The organism is Paeniroseomonas aquatica, assembly GCF_030409335.1.
Taxonomy (GTDB): Bacteria; Pseudomonadota; Alphaproteobacteria; order Acetobacterales; family Acetobacteraceae; genus Belnapia; species Belnapia aquatica.
Map to the genome: position 1 here is coordinate 43827 of NZ_JAUFPN010000170.1, position 17077 is coordinate 60903.

Genomic DNA, 17077 nt, shown 5'->3' on the forward strand with positions numbered 1-17077 from the left:
GGTGCGCGCCTTCTCGGCCGCACTCGATGGCGTCGCCCGCGCGGCGCTGTTTATCGCCGGCCTGGCGATGGTGGTGATGACCGGCGTGGTCGCCTGGGGCGTCTTCGGCCGCTTCGTGCTGAACGACACGCCGGCTTGGGCGGAAGCCTCGGCGTTGCTGCTGATGGGCTGGGTCATCCTCGGCGCGGCGGCGGCCGGGGTGCGGGAAGGCTTCCACATGGGCTTCGAGACGCTGCGCGACGTGTTGCCGGCGCCGATCGGGCTGGCCTGCAAGGTTGCCTCGGACGCGGTCATCACCGTCTTCGGTGCGGCCATGGCCTGGTATGGCTCGGACCTCGCACTCACCGTCTGGGACGCGACCCTGCCGACGCTCGGCCTGCCGGGGACGGTGGAGTATCTGCCGATCACCCTCGGCGGCGTGCTGATGGCGCTCTTCGGGCTGGAGCGGCTGCTGTCGCATCTCCTCACCGGCGCGGCGCCGGCCGGCGTGCCCGAGCATACCATCCTGACCGATAGCTGAGGGTACGCGCTTGGAATTGACCCTGTTGCTCGGCAGCTTCACCCTGCTGCTGCTGATCGGCCTGCCCGTCGCCTTCTGCCTCGGCGCCGCGGCCTTCGCCACCGTGCTGTATATGGACCTGCCGCCGGTGGTGGTATTCCAGCAGCTCGCCTCCGGCATGAATGTGTTCTCCATGCTGGCGATCCCCTTCTTCATCTTCGCCGGCGACCTGATGATGCGCGGGCAGATCGCCGATCGGCTGGTGGCGCTGGCCGCCGCCATGGTCGGGCATCTCCGCGGGGGCCTGGGCCAGGTGAACATCGTTGCGGCGACGCTGTTCGGCGGCGTCTCCGGCTCGGCGGTCGCGGATGCCAGCGCGGTCGGGGGCGTGATGATCCCGCAGATGAAGGCGCGCGGCTATGCGCCGGACTATGCCGTCAACGTCACCGCCAATGCGGCGCTGATCGACCTGCTGATCCCGCCCAGCCACAACATGATCCTGTACGTCATTGCCGCCGGCGGGGCGATCAGCGTGGCGGATCTCTTCACCGCCGGCATCGTGCCGGGGCTGGTGATGATGCTCTCGCTCATGGTCGTCGCCTGGCTGGTCGCGGTGAAGCGCGGCTACCCGCGGGAGGTATTCCCCGGCTGGGTGATACTGGCGCGGCTGGCCTTCAATTCCATCCCCGGGCTGATGCTGATCGTCATCATCTTTGCCGGGGTCCGCAGCGGCGTCTTCACCGCGACCGAGAGCGCCTGCGTTGCCGTGATCTATGCGCTGCTGGTGGTGCTCTTCGTCTATCGCAGCCTGCGGTGGGAGGGCTTCGTCGAAGCGGTCGGCGGGGCGGTACGGACCACGGGCATGGTCATGCTCATCATCGGCACGGCCTCGGCCTTCGGCTGGCTGATGGCGCTGATGCAGGTGCCGGCGATGACGGTCGCGCTGATGCGCGGCATCACCGAGGACCCGCTGATGACCCTGCTGCTCATCAACGTCATCCTGCTGCTGCTCGGCACCTTCATGGACATGGCGCCGCTGATCATGATCGGCACGCCGATCTTCCTGCCGGTGGTCAAGGCCATCGGCATGGACCCGGTGCAGTTCGGCATCGTGCTGATCGTCAACCTCGGGATCGGCACCATCACCCCGCCGGTGGGGCCGGTGCTGTTCGTCGCCTGCGCCGTCGGCAAGGTGAGCATGTGGGATGCGACCAAGACCAGCGGGCCCTTCTATGGGGCGATGGTCGTCGTGCTGCTGCTGGTCACCTATGTGCCGGCGCTGTCGCTCTGGCTGCCGGCGCTGTTCCGCTAGGGGAGGCGGCGGCGCGGAGCCGCCCGGTGACGCGGAAGGCGACCAGTGCCGCCGCGGCGCCGAAGGCCACCGAGCCGATCGCCTGTCCGACCATCACCCCGGCCGGCCCGTGGCTGATGCCCAGCATGACCAGCGGGATGGTCCCGAGCGTCGCCCGCCCCCAGTTGAAGGCGGTCGAGAGCAGCGCCCGGCCCAGGTTGTTGAAGACCGCGTTCGCCACATAGAGCGCGCCGATGAAGACGAAGCTGCCCGCCGTCCAGGTGCAGAAAAGCCGGACGATCTCGGCCGTCGCGTCCCGGGCGGAGAAGGCGGCCACCAGCAGGTCCTGCGCCAGCCACAGCACCGCCCAGGCCCCCAGCACCGCCACCAGGGTGAAGACCATGCTGTCTCGCACCGCGCTGCGGACCCGGTCGTAGCGCCCGGCGCCGGCATTCTGCGCCACGATGGGCCCGACCGCCCCGGTCAGCGCATAGACCAGGCCGAAGGCGACCGGGGTGATGCGGTCGATGGTCGCCTGCCCGGCGACGGCCGCCGGGCCGAACAGCGCCATGCTGCCGGTGACATAGGCGGCCGCCACCGGCGTGGCGAGGTTGGACAGCACCGCCGGCCCGGCGACCGACAGGATGCGGCGGGTATCGGCGCCGAAGGCGGCAAGCGTGAAGCGGCCGAGCAGCTTGTGGCTGCGGGTCACGCCATGCCAGCCGACGAAGGCCAGGAAGACGCGGGATAGCACCGTGCTGATCGCCGCCCCCGTCAGGTCCAGCTCCAGGCCGAAAATCAGCAGCGGGTCCAGCACCGCCGTGGCGAAGGCGGCGGCCAGCGTTACGTTCATCGATCGCCGCGCATCGCCGACCGAGCGCAGCAGCGCGGCGAAGCACATGCCGGCGGCGAGGAAGGGGACGGAGACCGCGGTCAGCGCCAGGAAGCCCGCAGCCAGGTCGCGGGTCTCGCCCTCGGCGCCCAGCAGTCGCAGGATGGGCTCGAGCGCCAGGACCGTGGCGATGGCGACCAGGGAGGTCGCCAGGATGATCAGCACCAGCCCGGCCGTGGCCAGGCGGCGTGCCTCCGCCAATTGGCCGGCGCCGATCCGGGTGGAGACGGCGGCACTGACGCCGATGGTCAGGCCGATCGCCAGCGAGACTTGGAAGAAGCCCACCGTGCCGGCGAAGCCCACCGCCGCGGCGACCGGCTGCTGACCGAGCATGGAGATATAGAGCAGGTTGAGCAGGTCCACCGCGAAGATGGCGACCAGCCCGATTGCGCCGGTGCTCGCCATGACGGTGACATGACGCATGGTCGAGCCGGTCAGGAAACGGGCATTGGGATCGGCGGCGCTGGCCAAGGCGGTATCCGGACAATGAGGGGGTTGCCCAGCCTAAGGCCGGGTCCCCACCCAATGGTTCCGGCCGCTGGCGGAAAAGCCTATTCGGCGGCTCCTATTCGGCAGCCTGGCGCATCGGCGCCAGCAGCGGCACCGCCCCCGGCAGATCCACGCCGGTCCAGAGGTGATGCAGCAGCTTTTCCGCCGCCGTCGCGCCGATCACCGGGCCGACCAGCTCGCGGAACTTCTCCGAAAGCTCGGTATCGCTTAGCGGCGCATCCGGGTCGCCCTTGCGCGTCGGCTGGTAGCGGTAGAGCGCGCGCCCGTCGTTGAGGGTGATCCAGACCTTGGCGGCGCGCTTGCCGGGATAGGCATCGGCCAGCTCGGGGTCCAGTTCCACCGTCACCTTCGGCATGATGGCGCGAATGGCGGGGTTCACTAGGTTTTCTGGCGCGAAGGCGGCGATGCGGACGCCGCCGAGCACCAGCAGCGCGCCGATGGTGAACTGGACCGAGAAGCGCGCCTCCTGCTCCGTGCTGATCACCGGCCGGTCGCAGATGCTCTTCGTCGGGCCATAGCCGCCGACGTGGATCTTCGCCACATCGGCCGGTTTGAAGCCGTGTTCCGCCTGCAGGTCCCGCACCGCGTCGAGCGCGGCGAAGATATGGCCGCAGCAGCCGTGGTTCTTGAAGGTCATCTCGGTGATGCAGACGCGGCGGTCGAGGTCGGCGAAGGCCTTTTCCCACTTGCCGGTGTCCTCGCTGGTCGCCGCGGCGAAGCCCTTCGGCCCGTGCAGCGCATCCAGCGCGCCGGTGACGCCGGCCGCGGCGCCGATGGCCGCCAGCGCGCCCGCATCGGCGGCATGGCCGGCATGCAGCGGCTTCGACATGGAATCGGACAGGAAGGCCTGCTGCAGCCCGCCGGCGAAGGTCGCCGCGGTGGCGATGGCATGGCCGATCTTCGTCGCGTCGCAGCCCAGCGCCAGGGCGGTCGCGACGGCCGCGCCGAAGGTGCCGACGGTACCCGTCGTGTGCCAGTTCTTGTAGTGGCTCGGCTGCACCGCCATGCCGATGCGGCAGGAGACCTCGTAGCCCGCGGTGATGGCGCGCAGCAGCTGCTCCATCGTCCCGCCATGGGCCTGCAGCGCCGCAAGCGCCGGTGAGATGGTGGGGCAGCCCGGGTGGTAGCCGGCATCGCGGAAGATGTCGTCGAATTCGACGGTATGGCTGGCCGTCGCGTTCAGCAACGCGGCATGGCGCAGCGGCCCGGGCTTGCCATCGACGTAGCAGATCGCCCGCCCCGGGCCCCGCTCGGCCGCCATGGCGGCCGCCAGCAGGGTGGCGGGCGGCCTGGAGCAGCCGGGCAGCAGCGCCGCGAACCAGTCGATCAGCGCCCGGCGGGCGTGGTGCGCCACCGCGTGCGAGAGCGGCCGGTCGCGCCAGGATGCGGCGTGTCCGGCGAGGGCGAGAAGCGGATTCTCCACCATGCTTTGCCTGCTACGCGTTGCCGCGCAGCACCTCCTGGTTGATGACCACGTCGGGGTCAAGCTTGCCGTCGAAGACCTGCAGGATGCTCTCGGCGCAGGAGAGCGCCATGCGGCGCAGGCTCTGATCCGTCGCCGCCGCGGTGTGCGGCGTGCAGATGACGTTCGGTAGCTTGAGCAGCGGGTTGTCCGGGCTCGCCGGCTCCTCCCAGAAGACGTCGAGGCCGGCGGCGGCGAGGTGGCCGCTGGTCAGCGCCCCGGCCAGCGCCTTTTCATCCACCAGCGTCCCGCGCGCGGTATTCACCAGCACCGCGCCGCGCTTCATGCTGGCGAGAAACTCCCCGTTGACGCTGCCACGGGTCTTCTCGTTGCTCGGCAGGTGGATGGTGACGACATCGGCCTCGGCCAGCCCGGCCTGGAGGTCCTTCACCGGGATGAAGCCGGCGCCCTTGATGGTGTTCTGCGGGATGAAGGGATCGCGGACCAGCACCTTCATGCCGAAGGCATGGGCCAGCCGCGCGACCCGCCCGCCGATGCGGCCGAAGCCCATCACCAGCAGGGTGCGGCCGGCGAGGTCGAAGGTCGCCGGCACCGGCGGGTTGGACCAGCGCAGGTCCCGCGTCGCCGCATCGTAGAAGCGGGTCTGCCGGGCGATGTTCAGCAGCAGCATCATCGCATGCTCGGCGACCGAGGTCGCATTGGCATCGGGCGTGACGGTCAGCGGGATGCCGCGCTCGGTCAGCGCCGGGACATCCACCGCGTCGTAGCCGACGCCGTGGCGCGCCACGATCCGCAGGCTGGTCGCATGGGCGAGGAAGGCGCGGTTGATCGGGGTGGCGCGGACGATGACCGCATCCGCCTTGGGCATGGCGGCGGCGATGGTCTCCTCGTTCACCGGGTCCAGCACCTCCACCGTCACGCCCGGGCGGGCGCGCAGCAGGGCGAGGGCTTCGGGGTGGACGGGGCGGAGGCAGACGACATGGGGCATGGTTCTAGGTCCTAATCGGCGGTGGCGCCGGAGACGCGGACGATCTCCGCCCAGCGCGGGATCTCGGCACGGATGAAATTGGCAAAGTCCTCGGGGGTGCTCGGCGCCGGCTCGCTGCCCTGCTCGGCAAGACGGCGCAGCAAGGCATCGCTGCGCAGCGCCGCGCCGATCTCGGCCGAGAGGCGGTTTACCGCCGGGATGGGCGTCCCCGCCGGGGCGACGATGCCGTTCCACAGCGGGATGGCGAAGCCGGGGATGGTCTCGCCCACCGTCGGCACCTCCGGCAGCAGGGCGGAGCGGTGCGGCGTGGTGACCGCCAGGGGCCGGAGCTGCCCGGCCTGGACGGCGCCGATCACCTCGACCAGCGGCGAGGCGATCATCTGGATCTTCCCCGCCATCAGGTCGGTCGCCGCCGGCGCCCCGCCGCGATAGGGGATATGCACCAGCGCGATCCCCGCCTTGGCCGCGAACAACGCGGAGGCGAGGTGCAGCGAGGTGCCGGAGCCGGCGCTGCCGTAATTCACCTGGCCCGGCCGCGCCTTGGCATAGGCGATCAGCCCGGGCAGGTCCCGCACCGGCAGCTCCGGGTTCACCACGATCAGGTTCGGGATCACCGCGACCTGGGAGATCGGGGCGAAGTCGCGCAGCGGGTCGAAGGGCAGGGTTTTGTACAGGGCCTTGTTGGCGGCCAGGATGCCGCTGACCGCCATGAACAGCGTATGGCCATCGGGCGCGGCCCGCGCCGCCGCCTCGGCGCCGATGTTGCCGCCGGCGCCCGGCCGGTTCTCGGCGACGACCGGCTGGCCGAGCCTCTCGCCCAGCGCCTGAGCGACCAGCCGCGCCGTCACATCCGTGCTGCCGCCGGCGGCAAAGGGGATGATCAGGCGGATCGGCCGTTCCGGCGTCCAGGATTGGGCGAAGGCCGGGCAGGGGAGGGCGGCCATGGCCGCCAGCAGGCTGCGTCTTTTCATTGGCCCTCCCTCCCCATCGCCTCAGGCTACCTCATTGCAGATGCGCCGCCTTGCCCATGATGGCCTCGCGCATCCGCGCCTGGAGGATGCTCGCCTCGCGCGGCGGCAGCACCAGCGGCAGGGTCTGCTCGTCGATCTTCACCTGGGCAAACAGCGGCCCGGCCCCGGCATGGATCGCCTGGCGCAGCGCCAGCACCTCCTCCGCCGTCTTCACCAGGCGGCAGTCGCCGATGCCGGCGCCGCGGGCCATCGCGGCGAGGTCGACGCCGTGGTGCGTATGCGTCTCCTGCATCCCGGTTTCGCCGTAGTGCTCGTTGTCGAGCACGACGATCGAGAGGTTCTTCGGGCGCTGCACCGCGATGGTCGCCAGCGAGCCGATGCCCATCAGCATCTCGCCGTCGCCGGTGATGACCAGCACGCGCCGCTCCGGCTGCGCCAGCGCCAGGCCGAGGCCCATCATCGCCGCGCCGCCCATGCCGCCCCACAAAGGCAGATTCTCCGGGCAATCGCCCGCCGCCGTGATGTCCCAGGCCGGCGCCCCGAGGCCGGCGATACAGAGCATGCCGCGGCGGTCCTCGAGCAGGGCCGAGACCACGGTGCGGCGGAGCAGCTTGCCGGTCGCGCCGGTTTCGATCTTGCTGTTCAACTGGGCCATGGGGCTCACTTCCCGAAGGTCTTGGCGCCGATGACGCGCTGGCCGATCAGGGTCGCGGTCGGGCGATAGGTGTTGAAGGCCATGCGCAAGGTGGCATTGACCGTCGGCGCGATATCCTCGGGGCTGTCGGCCCGCTTCACCAGCGTGCCCATGGCCTCCAGCACGGTCTGGGTCGCATTGCCCATCGGCACCTGGAAGGGATTGAACTCGCCGTAGTCGCCCCGCATCGTCACGATCATCGGCAGCGGCGTCCGGTGGGCGATGGCGACCGAGAGCATGTTGATGCAGTTGCCGACGCCGCTGGACTGCATCAGCAGCACGCCCTTTTCCCCGCCCAGCCAGGCGCCGAAGAGCATGCCGATGCCCTCCTCCTCGGTGGTGAGGGTCACGACCTTGATGTCGTTGTCGGCGAGGCACCGCTTGATGAGCCGGGAATGCCCGGCATCGGGCACCAGCGCCACCTGGCGGATGCCGTGGTCCTTGAGCAGGCCATAGATCTGGTCGGGCCAGTCTTCGGCGGAGGTATCCGGTTGCATGCGTTTCCTCGAATGGGGTTGGCCGCACCTTCCCGCGCCGCCGCCGCGCTGGCAAGACCGCCCGCCGCCGGGCTAGAGGGAACCGTCAGGAGAGCATCCATGGGCTTCGCGCAGACGGTGGGGGGCACCCGCTACACATTCCCCGATCTTCGCATCCTGCTGGCCCGGGCCACGCCGCTGCGCTCGGGCGACGTGCTGGCGGGGCTGGCCGCCGAGACCGCGGCCGAGCGCGTCGCCGCCCAGCGGGCGTTGGCCGATCTGCCGCTGCGGCATTTCCTTAATGAGGCGGTGGTGCCCTACGAGGCGGACGAGGTCACCCGCCTCATCCTCGACGGGCACGATACCACGGCCTTTGCCCCCATCGCCCATCTGACGGTGGGCGGCTTCCGCGACTGGCTGCTGGCGGCGGAACCTGCGGCCTTGGCCGCGCTCCGCCCCGGCCTGACGCCCGAAATGGCCGCCGGCGTCAGCAAGATCATGCGGCTGCAGGACCTGATCGCGGTCGCCGCCCAATGCCGGGTGACCACCGCCTTCCGCAACACCCTCGGTCTCCCCGGCCGGCTCTCGATCCGGCTGCAGCCGAACGACCCGGTGGACGACCCGCGCGGCGTGGCGGCCGCCATCCTCGACGGGCTGCTGCTGGGTGCGGGCGATGCCGTCATCGGGGTGAACCCGGCGACCGACAACCTCGAGACCACGCTCCGCGTGCTGGAACTGCTGGACGCCGTGCGCGACCGCTACGCCATCCCGACCCAGAGCTGCGTCCTCGCCCATGTCACCACCAGCCTGCTGGCGATCGAGCGCGGCGCCCCGGTGGACCTGGTCTTCCAGTCCATCGGAGGGACCGAGGCGGTGAACCGCAGCTTCGGCGTCTCCCTCTCCCTATTGGCGGAAGCCCACCTGGCGGCGCTGTCGCTGCGGCGCGGCAGCGTCGGCAGCAACTGCATGTATTTCGAGACCGGCCAGGGCAGCGCCCTCTCGGCCGAGGCGCATCACGGCGTCGACCAGCAGACGGTCGAGGCCCGCGCCTATGCGGTGGCCCGCGCCTTCGACCCGCTGCTGGTCAATACCGTGGTCGGCTTCATCGGCCCGGAGTATCTCTTCGACGGCAAGCAGATCACCCGCGCGGGGCTCGAGGACCACTTCTGCGGCAAGCTGCTCGGCCTGCCGATGGGGGTCGACGTCTGCTACACCAACCATGCCGAGGCCGATCAGGACGACATGGATGCGTTGCTGACGCTGCTCGGCGTCGCCGGCGTCACTTACATCATGGGCGTGCCCGGGGCGGATGACGTGATGCTGGCCTACCAGTCCACCTCCTTCCACGACGGGCTCTATGTGCGGGCGGCGCTGGGCAAGCGTCCCGCGCCGGAATTCGAGGCCTGGATGGCGCGCATGGGCATCGAGGCTGCCAGCGGCGCCGGCGTGCTGCCGGGCGGCATGGCACCGGCGCTGGTCGGCCTCGGATGACCGAGCCGGTCGCCTGGACCGACCTCCGCCGCTTCACCGGCGCCCGGGTCGCCCTCGGCCGCGCCGGCCATGGGTTGCCGACCGCGGCGCATCTCGATTTCCAGGAGGCGCATGCCCGCGCTCGGGACGCCGTGCATTCGGCCCTCGACGCGGAGGCGCTGGAAGCCGCCGTCGCGCCCGAGCCCTTGCTGCGCGTCGCCAGCCAGGCCGAGGACCGCCGCAGCTACCTGCTCCGCCCCGACCTCGGCCGCCGGCTGCGGGAGGCGGACCGCGCCCGCCTGCCGGCCGCGCCGGGCAGCTTCCTTGTCGTTATCGCCGATGGGCTCTGCGCCACCGGCGTGCAGGTCCAGGCGCCGCGGCTGCTAGCCGCCGCCCTGCCGCTGCTGCGCCGCGCCGGCCTCGGCATCGCCCCCCTCATCCTCGCTAGCCAGGCCCGCGTCGCGCTCGGCGACGAGATCGGCGAGGCGATGGGCGCCGCGATCGTCGCGGTGCTGATCGGCGAGCGGCCAGGGCTCAGCGCGACCGACAGCCTCGGCCTCTACCTCACCCTCGCGCCGCGCCGCGGCCGCACGGATGCGGAGCGCAACTGCATCTCCAACATCCGCCCCGGCGGGCTGGATGCGGCGGCCGCGGCCGAGAAGCTGCTCTGGCTCACCGGCGCGGCGCGGCGGCTGGGCGCCACCGGCGTCGAGCTGAAGGACGAACAGCCGGCCACGGCGTTGCTGGCGCCATGAAGATCCCCGTCACCCCCCGCATCGCCCTCGACGAGGAGGAGCTGAGCGAGGATTTCATCCGCTCCTCCGGCCCCGGCGGGCAGAACGTGAACAAGGTCGAGACCGCGGTCCAGCTGCGCTTCAACGCCCGGCTCTCGCCCAACCTGCCGGATGCGGTGCGCCATCGGCTGGAGAAGCTGGCCGGCCACCGGCTGACCCAGGACGGCGTAATCATCATCACCGCCCAGCGGCACCGCACGCGGGAGCGCAACCGGGAGGATGCCTTGGCGCGGCTGCTGGAACTGATCCGCGAGGCCGCGGTGCCGCCGCCGCCGCCGCGCCGCCCGACCAAGCCGACGCTCGGCTCCAAGCTGCGCCGGCTGGAGGGCAAGACCCGCCGGGCCGATGTGAAAAAGGGCAGGGGCCGGCAGGACGGCGACTGACCGCGCTCTCACGGAAGCGTTCCCGGCGGCACCATGGTTGTTGCGCCTGATCAACCACCCGGCGGGATGCCTGCGGGATAAGCGATCGGCCCGGGGACAACCCGGGGGATCCGCACGGGGGGAAATGCGATAAAGATTCGTTCCGCCCTGGCCATCCTTGCGGCGACCGTCGCGCTGGCAGGCTGCGCGACCGGCAGGAGCCCGATGGAGGGCAGCGTGGCCGGTTCGGCGGCCGACCCGCTCTCGACCGCCGCCCGGGAGCGCGCCGGCGCGGGATGCCCGGCCACCTCGGCCGGCATGCCGGTCATCGCCGGCACGAAAGGCGACGAACCGCTGATCGTCCGGACGTCGCCGGGGCGCGGCAGCGCCGGCCAGACCGGCATCTATGCCATCCCGCCCGGCGGCGAGGCCAATGGCTGCAACTGATCGCCGCCTCCGCGGCCCAGGTCTGGCCAGGCTCCCGCCTGGCCAGCGGCGGGCGGCGCCTCAGCTCAGCAGCTGGCCGCCATCCACCACCACCGTCTGCCCGGTGACCCAGCCCGCCAGCGGGCTGGCCAGGAAGAGCGCGACATTCGCCACCTCCTCCGGCGTGCCCAGCCGGCCGAAGGGGATGCCCTCGAGGATGCGGCCATAGAGCGCCGGGTCGGAGGCCTTCCGCGCCTCCCAGGACCCGCCGGGGAACTCGATCGAGCCCGGCGCCACCGCATTCACCCGGATGCCCTTCGGCGCGTACATCGCCGCCTGGGACTGGGTGTAGTTGATCAGCAGCGCCTTCACCGCGGCATAGGCCGGCGTCCGCAGCGAGGGCCGGTAGCCCGAGATGGAGGAGACGTTGATGATGCTGCCGCTGCCGCAGGCCTCCAGGAAGGGCAGGGCGGCATGGGTGGCCCGCACCGTCGCCATGACGTCGACCGAGAGCCCCTTCTCCCAGCCCTCCTCGGTGTCCGGTGCACCGAAGCCGCTGGCGTTGTTCACCAGGATGTCGACGCCGCCCAGCGCCGCGGCCGCCTCAGTCACATAGGCCTTCACCGCGGGACCGTCGCCCAGGTTGCAGGACGCGGAATGAGCCCTGTTGCCGAAGGCGGCAAGCTCCGCCTCGGCGGCCGCCAGCGGGCCGGCGCTGCGGGCGCAGATGGACACCGCGGCGCCGGCCCGGGCGAAGCCCAGTGCGATCGACCGGCCGATGCCGCGGCTGCCGCCGCACACGATGACGCGTCTGCCCTTGAACTCGAACATGCCGAAAGCCCCCGTCCCCTGCCTCGGCGTCCAGGCTGGCCGAGGCGTCGTGGAACAGCAAGACCCGCCCCGCGCCGCGGGGTCAGTCCCCGGGGCGTGGCCAGGCGGCCCTGGGCATCGGCTGCATCGCCGCGTAGTCGGGCTCCTCCGTGGCGCCGAGGCCGGGAACCCTGAGGCCTGCCAGGTTCAGCTGGCCGGCCTTGATCGCCAGCCGCGGACCGCGCGGCGTATCGGCATAGAGGCCGGGATGGGCTTCCAGAAAGCGCATCGCCTCCGCCTTGGGGCGGCCGGCGAAGCCATCGACGAAGTGGTGGCCGTTGCGCTCGACATGCGTCAGGCCCAGCAGCGCCACGAGGGCCAGGTCCTGTTGCACGCAGACGCCGGCCAGCGTCGTCAGGTCCTCGCCGGACATGAAGTGGTCCACCTCCTCGTCGGCGGCATTCCAGGCCTCGCAGCGGGCCCGGTTGATCAGGGAGCGCCAGACGCCCTTGCAGGCCTTGGAGGAGACGCCGGTATAGGCCAGCGCGCGGGCGGTGACGAAGGCATCCAGCGCGCCGTCGCTCTCGTCGATGATGACGGGGCGCTCGCGGGCCAGGGCGCGCATGCTGGTCTTGAGCGCGCGGGCCCGCTTCACCGGCTGCTCGATGTAGAGGACCGAGGCGCACAGCCGGGCCAGCCGCGGCTCGGCCTTCATCGCCCGCCAGAGCGCGGCGGCGCCTTCCGCATCCTCGTACTGCTCGTTGCCGTCGAGCGAGACATGGTAGGTCGCCATGCTGTCGATGACCGCGGCGATGCGGCAGAGCCGGTCCACGTCCTGCGCGACATCGCCCATGACCTTCAGCTTCCAGAAGCTGTGGCCATAGGTGGCGGCGACCTCCTCCAGCGTCTCCGGCAGGCCGTCGCCGACGCGATCGGTCTGGTCGGCGGCGGTGATCGGGTCCACCAGGCCGACGGTATGGCGGGCGGCGATCCGGGCGGCGGGCTTCAGCCCGGCGAGGAGCGCCGGGAAGTCGAATCCGGCAAGGTCGGGGATGATGGCATGCGGCGCCATGCCGCCGATATTGCCCCGCATGCCGGCAAAGAGGCTGGCGCCCCGCAGCTTCAGCAAGGCATCCAGCGCGGCGCGGTCCACCAAGGCGCGGCCGTAGCTGGCCACCAGCGGGTTCAGCGCCTCCCGCCCGCAGGCGGCGACCTGGGCCGCGTAGGTATCGGCGAAATGACCGAAGCCGGTGTTCGGGCCGGCGGCCAGGGAGGCCGCGCCGGCCAGTTCGATCGACCGGCGGAGCTGGTGCTCGTTGTCGGCATCGGTCAGCGTCGGGTCCTTGTCGAACCATTTGGCGGCCAGCGTCTCTGCGGCGACGCCCCAGCCCTCGCCGCCGGACTCGTCGCGGATGCGGACCCGCACCACGGCCTGGCGGCCCTGCGTCACGGTGATGACGCCGAAGCGGAAGGGCAGCCGCAGGGTGAAGGGCCACTCGCGGCATTCGATGGCGGTGATGGCGAAGCGGGGCGCGGTCATGCGGCGGCCTCCAGCGCGCCCCGGAGGTACCCGGCGGCGAAGGCGGCGCTGCCGGGGCCGTCGGGGAGATACTCGAAGGGCTCGACGCCGCAGACCCCGGCGTAGCCGTGCCGGCGCAGGGTGGCGAGGATGGGGGCGAAGCGGTCGCTGCCCTGGCCCGGGGCGCGGCGGTTGCGGTCGTTCAGGTGGATATGGGCGAGGCGGCCGGTCGGCAGCCAGCGGTCGAGCAGGGCGGTGACCGCCTCGGCCTCGCCGTTTCCGGCGGCGCAGACATCCAGCATGGTGCGCAGCGCCGGGTTGCCGATGCGGTCGATGATGGCGACCGCCTCCGCCACCGTGGTGGCCCAGTTGGTCTCCCGCGCCGCCAGCGGCTCCAGGCAATAGGTGACGCCGGCGGCGGCGGACCATGCGGCGATCCGCGCCATGGTGGCCTCGGCGCGGCCGGCATCGCCATCGGTCACGACCTGGCGCTGGGCCGGCGAGCCATGGACGAGATATTGGGCGCCGAGGTCGGCGGCGAGGCCGATCAGCCGCTCGATCACCTCGAGCGTCCGGGCGCGCACCGCCGGGTCGGCGCTGGTGATGGAGAGGCCGGCGGGGGCGATCAGCAGCCAGTGCAGGCCGGTGATCGACGTCCCGGCTTCGGCGGCGGCGCGGCGGAAGCCGGCCCGGCGGCTGGCCGGGAGCAGGTGCGGCGCCTCGGCATCCAGGGTGAAGGGGGCGACCTCCAGCCCGGCATAGCCGAGGCTGGACGCCAGGGCGCATTGGGCCGGGAAGGACAGGTCGCGCACCACCTCGTTGCAGAGGGCAAATCGCATGATCGGGTCTCCGCCAGGAGCGCAGGCTGCGCGGAACGGCAGGCTGCGTCCAGCGCGGTCAATCGTCCCGCCGTGGTGCGGCATCTTCGTCCCGCCGCGGCACGGCAAGGTGCTGCCGTCGCAGGTCGCCGAGGTCGGCCGGGTTGGCGATGCTGCGCTCGGCGTCCTCCAGCACCAGGCCGGCGTGGCGCCGCAACGTCGCCCGACGCTCCGGGTCGCCCTCCACGCTCAGCACGGCCGCCAGCGTCCCGAGCAGATGGATCAGCACGGCGGCATTGCCGGCGGCGCTCTGGCGGATGAGATGGAACATGGCATCCGCCAGCCCGTCGTAGTCGAAGGGGGGCACCGCCAGGGCGACCCGCTCCTCCCGCCACTGGGTGCCCCCCGGCAGGTGCAGCGGTGCCAGCTCGCACAGCGCGGTGGCCAGCCGGTCGAGCACGCTGATGGCGGTATGCGGGTCGTTGATGCCGGGGGACAGGGCGCGGACCGCCACCTCGACCAACTGCCGCACCGCGTACTCCAGGTCGTCGGTGCTGGTCCGCTGCGGGCCGAGGGCGGTGGCCCGGCGGATCGCCGCGGCGACGCCGGCCACCGGCCGGGTCACCAGCGCGATGGGCGCGCCGGGGAAGACGTGATCGCCCGGCCGGACCAGCAGCCGGATCGCGGTACCCTTCGCCGCCGCCCAGTCGGCCAGGCCGGTCTCGTCCAGATGCTGCAGGTAGCCGCGCCGCGGGTCGGTGACCGGCGTGGCGTCCCGCCAGAAGCCCGGCGGCGGCGGGGGCGGGGCGGGCTCGGGCCGGGCCAGCCGGCCGACCGTCTCGCGCACGTCGTCGGCGACAAGCTCGATCACCGTATCGACGTTGATCCGCCCGGCCATGTGGCCGACGAAGAAGACCAGCAGGCCGACGCAGAGAAAGGCCAGCAGGATGCTCACGCTCAGCGCGAGATGCGGGATGAAGGCGCCCTCGCTTTCGGTGCGGACGCTGCGCAGCACCACCAGCGCGTAGCAGAAGGTGCCGAGAAATGCCCCCAGCGTAACCTGGTTGCTGCGGTCCCTGGTGAAGTTGCGCAGCAGGCGCGGGCCCATCTGCCCGGCCGCCAGCGACAGGGCGGCGATGGTGATGGAGAAGACCGTGCCGGCGACGCCGATGGTGGAGGAGGCGACGGCGCCGAGCAGGGTGCGGGCACCGGTCGCGCCGCCATCATAGAGCCAGCCGCTGTCGAGCAACCCGGCCCCGACCAGCCCGCGCCGGTCGAGCATGACCAAGCCGAGCGCTCCACCGATGCCGGCCAGCACCAGAAGCCCGGGCAGCAGCCAGAAGGTCTCGGCGAGGTCGTTGAACAGCTTGCGCAGGCGTGCGGACATGACGCTCCGATCCGGTGGCGGTGGGACCCCAACGCGGGCGCGGCCGGTCGGTCCCGGTGTCCGCCCTGCTCCGGCATCGAACCAAATGCCGCGCCGGTTGTTCACGCAGCGGTCCGGTCGCAGATTAGCGGCCGCTATCCCCCAGGAGAATTCCGTGAGCACCGGGTTGATCGCATTGCTGGATGACGTGGCGGCCCTGGCCAAGGTGGCAGCGGCCTCGCTCGACGATGTCGTGGGCCAGGCCGGCAAGGCCGGCACCAAGGCGCTCGGCGTGGTCATCGACGATGCGGCGGTGACGCCGCGCTACGTCACCGGCTTCGCCGCGGCGCGGGAAGTGCCGATCGTGGCGCGGATCGCCCTCGGCTCGGTGAAGAACAAGCTGCTGTTCCTGCTCCCCGGGGCCCTGTTGCTGAGTGCCTTCGCGCCCTGGACCATCACGCCCCTGCTGATGCTGGGCGGCGCCTACCTCTGCTACGAAGGGGCGGAGAAGGTGCTTCACGCCCTTTGGCCCGGCCCGGCGGCGAAGCATGAGGCCAAGGTCGGCATCGCCCCGCCGGACCCGCAGGCGCTGGAGCAGCAGCGTGTTTCCAGCGCCATCCAGACCGATTTCATCCTGTCGGCCGAGATCATGGCGCTGACCCTGGCGACCCTGCCGGCGAGCTCCGTGGTCACCCAGGCGGCGATCCTGGCGGTGGTCGGCATCGGCATCACGCTGCTGGTCTATGGCGCGGTGGCGCTGATCGTGAAGGCGGACGACCTCGGCGTGGCGCTGGCCGGCAATCCGCATCCGGCCTCCAGCCTGCTCGGGCTGCGGGAGGTGGCGGCCGCGGCCCCGGTCTCGGGCGCCGACCGGATGCTGCGGCCGGTCACCCAGGGCCTCGGCCGCGGCCTGGTGGTCGGGATGCCGCATTTCCTGCGGCTGCTGGGCATCGTCGGGACGGCGGCCATGCTCTGGGTCGGCGGCGGGATCATCCTGCACGGGCTGGAGGAGTTCGGCGTCACCGCGCCCGGGCATTGGGTGCATGACGCGGCGGCCTGGGCCGCGGCGGCGCTGCCGGCCGTCGCCGGTGCCGCCGGATGGCTGGTGACCGCGGTGTTGTCCGGGCTGATCGGGCTGGCGGTGGGGGCGGCGGTGATCCCGCTGGCGCAGGGCGTGCTCGTGCCGGTGGCGCGCTGGGTGAAGTCCCTGTTGCCGCGCCGGTCGCGGCCGGTGTCAGTGCCCCAGCCGGACTGACGGCAGCCGGCCGCGACGACGGCTTGCGCCAGGGTTCCGACTTGGCCAGCCTGCCTCCGGCACAGGCCGCACGGCGCCTGCGGAGGAAGCCCGATGACCAGGCTGGCGACAGGACTGCTGGCGGCGACGGTGGCGCTGGGTGTGATCCTCGGCATCCTGTACCTCGGCCGGGTCCGGAAACCGCTGCTCATCATCCTGCACCTGCTGCTCGGGGCGGCCGGGATCGAGTCGCTCTTCGTGCTGCTGCACTGGACGCCGGCCGGGCTGGTGCTGCCGGCGGGTGCCGCGGGTCCCTGGGCGGGCGGTCTGCTTGCCGCGGCCATGTTCCTCGGGCTGGTCGCCCGGCTCTGGGGACGGCGGGCGCCGGCGAAGGCGGAACTCCTGCTGGCGACGCATGCTGTCGCCGGGGTGGCGGGGTTGCTGGTGTTCCTCTCCTGGGCGGCGCGGCTATAAGGGCCGGAGTCCCGCCAGTGTCGTTATCCCGGGGCTTCGGTGGCAGGGAACTCCCAGCTC

General features: G+C 71.8%; 18 protein-coding genes. 8 read left to right on the forward strand and 10 right to left on the reverse strand.

The window, feature by feature from the left end:
* Window position 1: 1 nt before the first annotated feature.
* Together QWZ14_RS18145 and QWZ14_RS18150 are read left to right on the forward strand one after the other, a co-directional pair.
* Complete coding sequence (locus QWZ14_RS18145; protein ID WP_290318207.1) at window positions 2-520, forward strand: TRAP transporter small permease; 519 nt, start codon at window positions 2-4, stop codon at window positions 518-520.
* 10 nt (window positions 521-530) lie between these two features.
* Window positions 531-1811: a TRAP transporter large permease gene (locus QWZ14_RS18150; RefSeq protein ID WP_290318209.1), complete on the forward strand. Its 1281-nt coding sequence runs from the start codon at window positions 531-533 to the stop codon at window positions 1809-1811.
* Here QWZ14_RS18150 and QWZ14_RS18155 read toward each other — a convergent pair.
* From QWZ14_RS18155 to QWZ14_RS18180, 6 genes are all read right to left on the reverse strand, one after another.
* A complete protein-coding gene (locus QWZ14_RS18155; RefSeq protein WP_290318211.1) occupies window positions 1762-3153 on the reverse strand; it encodes an MATE family efflux transporter in 1392 nt (463 codons plus the stop codon). The two genes, QWZ14_RS18150 and QWZ14_RS18155, sit on opposite strands and share 50 nt — an antisense overlap.
* A 94-nt stretch (window positions 3154-3247) precedes the next feature.
* A complete protein-coding gene (locus QWZ14_RS18160) occupies window positions 3248-4618 on the reverse strand; it encodes an MmgE/PrpD family protein (protein ID WP_290318212.1) in 1371 nt (456 codons plus the stop codon).
* Window positions 4619-4628: 10 nt separating this feature from the next.
* Window positions 4629-5603: a hydroxyacid dehydrogenase gene (locus QWZ14_RS18165; protein ID WP_290318213.1), complete on the reverse strand. Its 975-nt coding sequence runs from the start codon at window positions 5601-5603 to the stop codon at window positions 4629-4631.
* An 11-nt stretch (window positions 5604-5614) separates the two neighbouring features.
* On the reverse strand, window positions 5615-6574 hold the full coding sequence (locus QWZ14_RS18170) for a Bug family tripartite tricarboxylate transporter substrate binding protein (protein ID WP_290318214.1): 960 nt from the start codon (window positions 6572-6574) through the stop codon (window positions 5615-5617).
* A 31-nt stretch (window positions 6575-6605) separates the two neighbouring features.
* Window positions 6606-7229 carry a thiamine pyrophosphate-dependent enzyme gene (locus QWZ14_RS18175; protein ID WP_290318215.1) on the reverse strand — a complete coding sequence of 208 codons (624 nt, stop codon included), beginning with the start codon at window positions 7227-7229 and terminating at the stop codon, window positions 6606-6608.
* A gap of 5 nt (window positions 7230-7234) precedes the next feature.
* A complete protein-coding gene (locus tag QWZ14_RS18180) occupies window positions 7235-7765 on the reverse strand; it encodes a thiamine pyrophosphate-binding protein (RefSeq protein ID WP_290318216.1) in 531 nt (176 codons plus the stop codon).
* Between the two features lie 99 nt (window positions 7766-7864).
* Between QWZ14_RS18180 and QWZ14_RS18185 the strand changes: the two genes are divergently transcribed.
* The 4 genes from QWZ14_RS18185 (at window position 7865) to QWZ14_RS18200 (ending at window position 10817) form a co-directional block, all read left to right on the forward strand.
* Entirely contained in the window at window positions 7865-9235 is a 1371-nt protein-coding gene (locus QWZ14_RS18185) for an ethanolamine ammonia-lyase subunit EutB (RefSeq protein ID WP_290318217.1), read from the forward strand.
* Entirely contained in the window at window positions 9232-9969 is a 738-nt protein-coding gene (gene eutC / locus QWZ14_RS18190; RefSeq protein ID WP_290318218.1) for an ethanolamine ammonia-lyase subunit EutC, read from the forward strand. The genes QWZ14_RS18185 and eutC overlap by 4 nt, the downstream gene beginning before the upstream one ends.
* On the forward strand, window positions 9966-10391 hold the full coding sequence (arfB, locus tag QWZ14_RS18195; protein ID WP_290318219.1) for an alternative ribosome rescue aminoacyl-tRNA hydrolase ArfB: 426 nt from the start codon (window positions 9966-9968) through the stop codon (window positions 10389-10391). The genes eutC and arfB overlap by 4 nt, the downstream gene beginning before the upstream one ends.
* Before the next feature lie 204 nt (window positions 10392-10595).
* Entirely contained in the window at window positions 10596-10817 is a 222-nt protein-coding gene (locus QWZ14_RS18200; protein WP_290318220.1) for a hypothetical protein, read from the forward strand.
* A 60-nt stretch (window positions 10818-10877) separates the two neighbouring features.
* On the opposite strand, the gene QWZ14_RS18205 is transcribed toward QWZ14_RS18200, so the two are convergent.
* The 4 genes from QWZ14_RS18205 to QWZ14_RS18220 all read right to left on the reverse strand — a co-directional run bounded on the left by QWZ14_RS18205 (window position 10878) and on the right by QWZ14_RS18220 (window position 15330).
* Window positions 10878-11627 (reverse strand): SDR family NAD(P)-dependent oxidoreductase, encoded by a 750-nt coding sequence (locus QWZ14_RS18205; RefSeq protein ID WP_290318221.1) that lies wholly within the window; start codon window positions 11625-11627, stop codon window positions 10878-10880.
* 82 nt (window positions 11628-11709) lie between these two features.
* Window positions 11710-13146 (reverse strand): enolase-like domain-containing protein, encoded by a 1437-nt coding sequence (locus QWZ14_RS18210; RefSeq protein ID WP_290318222.1) that lies wholly within the window; start codon window positions 13144-13146, stop codon window positions 11710-11712.
* Window positions 13143-13964 (reverse strand): sugar phosphate isomerase/epimerase family protein, encoded by an 822-nt coding sequence (locus tag QWZ14_RS18215; RefSeq protein ID WP_290318223.1) that lies wholly within the window; start codon window positions 13962-13964, stop codon window positions 13143-13145. Before QWZ14_RS18215 ends, QWZ14_RS18210 begins: the two co-directional genes overlap by 4 nt.
* 58 nt (window positions 13965-14022) lie before the next feature.
* Window positions 14023-15330: a DUF2254 domain-containing protein gene (locus QWZ14_RS18220; protein ID WP_290318225.1), complete on the reverse strand. Its 1308-nt coding sequence runs from the start codon at window positions 15328-15330 to the stop codon at window positions 14023-14025.
* A 154-nt stretch (window positions 15331-15484) separates the two neighbouring features.
* On the opposite strand from QWZ14_RS18220, the gene QWZ14_RS18225 reads away from it, so the two are divergent.
* Window positions 15485-16564 (forward strand): DUF808 domain-containing protein, encoded by a 1080-nt coding sequence (locus QWZ14_RS18225; protein ID WP_290318226.1) that lies wholly within the window; start codon window positions 15485-15487, stop codon window positions 16562-16564.
* Between the two features lie 93 nt (window positions 16565-16657).
* Entirely contained in the window at window positions 16658-17017 is a 360-nt protein-coding gene (locus tag QWZ14_RS18230; protein WP_290318227.1) for a hypothetical protein, read from the forward strand.
* Window positions 17018-17077: the final 60 nt, after the last annotated feature.

Excerpts from the sequence above, each read along its gene's own strand:
- arfB (WP_290318219.1), top strand. The coding sequence starts at position 9,966 with ATGAAGATCCCCGTCACCCCCCGCATCGCCCTCGACGAGGAGGAGCTG.
- QWZ14_RS18220 (WP_290318225.1), bottom strand. The coding sequence starts at position 15,330 with ATGTCCGCACGCCTGCGCAAGCTGTTCAACGACCTCGCCGAGACCTTC.
- QWZ14_RS18215 (WP_290318223.1), bottom strand. The coding sequence starts at position 13,964 with ATGCGATTTGCCCTCTGCAACGAGGTGGTGCGCGACCTGTCCTTCCCG.
- QWZ14_RS18160 (WP_290318212.1), bottom strand. The coding sequence starts at position 4,618 with ATGGTGGAGAATCCGCTTCTCGCCCTCGCCGGACACGCCGCATCCTGG.
- QWZ14_RS18210 (WP_290318222.1), bottom strand. The coding sequence starts at position 13,146 with ATGACCGCGCCCCGCTTCGCCATCACCGCCATCGAATGCCGCGAGTGG.
- QWZ14_RS18175 (WP_290318215.1), bottom strand. The coding sequence starts at position 7,229 with ATGGCCCAGTTGAACAGCAAGATCGAAACCGGCGCGACCGGCAAGCTG.
- QWZ14_RS18180 (WP_290318216.1), bottom strand. The coding sequence starts at position 7,765 with ATGCAACCGGATACCTCCGCCGAAGACTGGCCCGACCAGATCTATGGC.
- QWZ14_RS18170 (WP_290318214.1), bottom strand. The coding sequence starts at position 6,574 with ATGAAAAGACGCAGCCTGCTGGCGGCCATGGCCGCCCTCCCCTGCCCG.
- QWZ14_RS18205 (WP_290318221.1), bottom strand. The coding sequence starts at position 11,627 with ATGTTCGAGTTCAAGGGCAGACGCGTCATCGTGTGCGGCGGCAGCCGC.
- eutC (WP_290318218.1), top strand. The coding sequence starts at position 9,232 with ATGACCGAGCCGGTCGCCTGGACCGACCTCCGCCGCTTCACCGGCGCC.
- QWZ14_RS18200 (WP_290318220.1), top strand. The coding sequence starts at position 10,596 with ATGGAGGGCAGCGTGGCCGGTTCGGCGGCCGACCCGCTCTCGACCGCC.
- QWZ14_RS18165 (WP_290318213.1), bottom strand. The coding sequence starts at position 5,603 with ATGCCCCATGTCGTCTGCCTCCGCCCCGTCCACCCCGAAGCCCTCGCC.
- QWZ14_RS18185 (WP_290318217.1), top strand. The coding sequence starts at position 7,865 with ATGGGCTTCGCGCAGACGGTGGGGGGCACCCGCTACACATTCCCCGAT.
- QWZ14_RS18230 (WP_290318227.1), top strand. The coding sequence starts at position 16,658 with ATGACCAGGCTGGCGACAGGACTGCTGGCGGCGACGGTGGCGCTGGGT.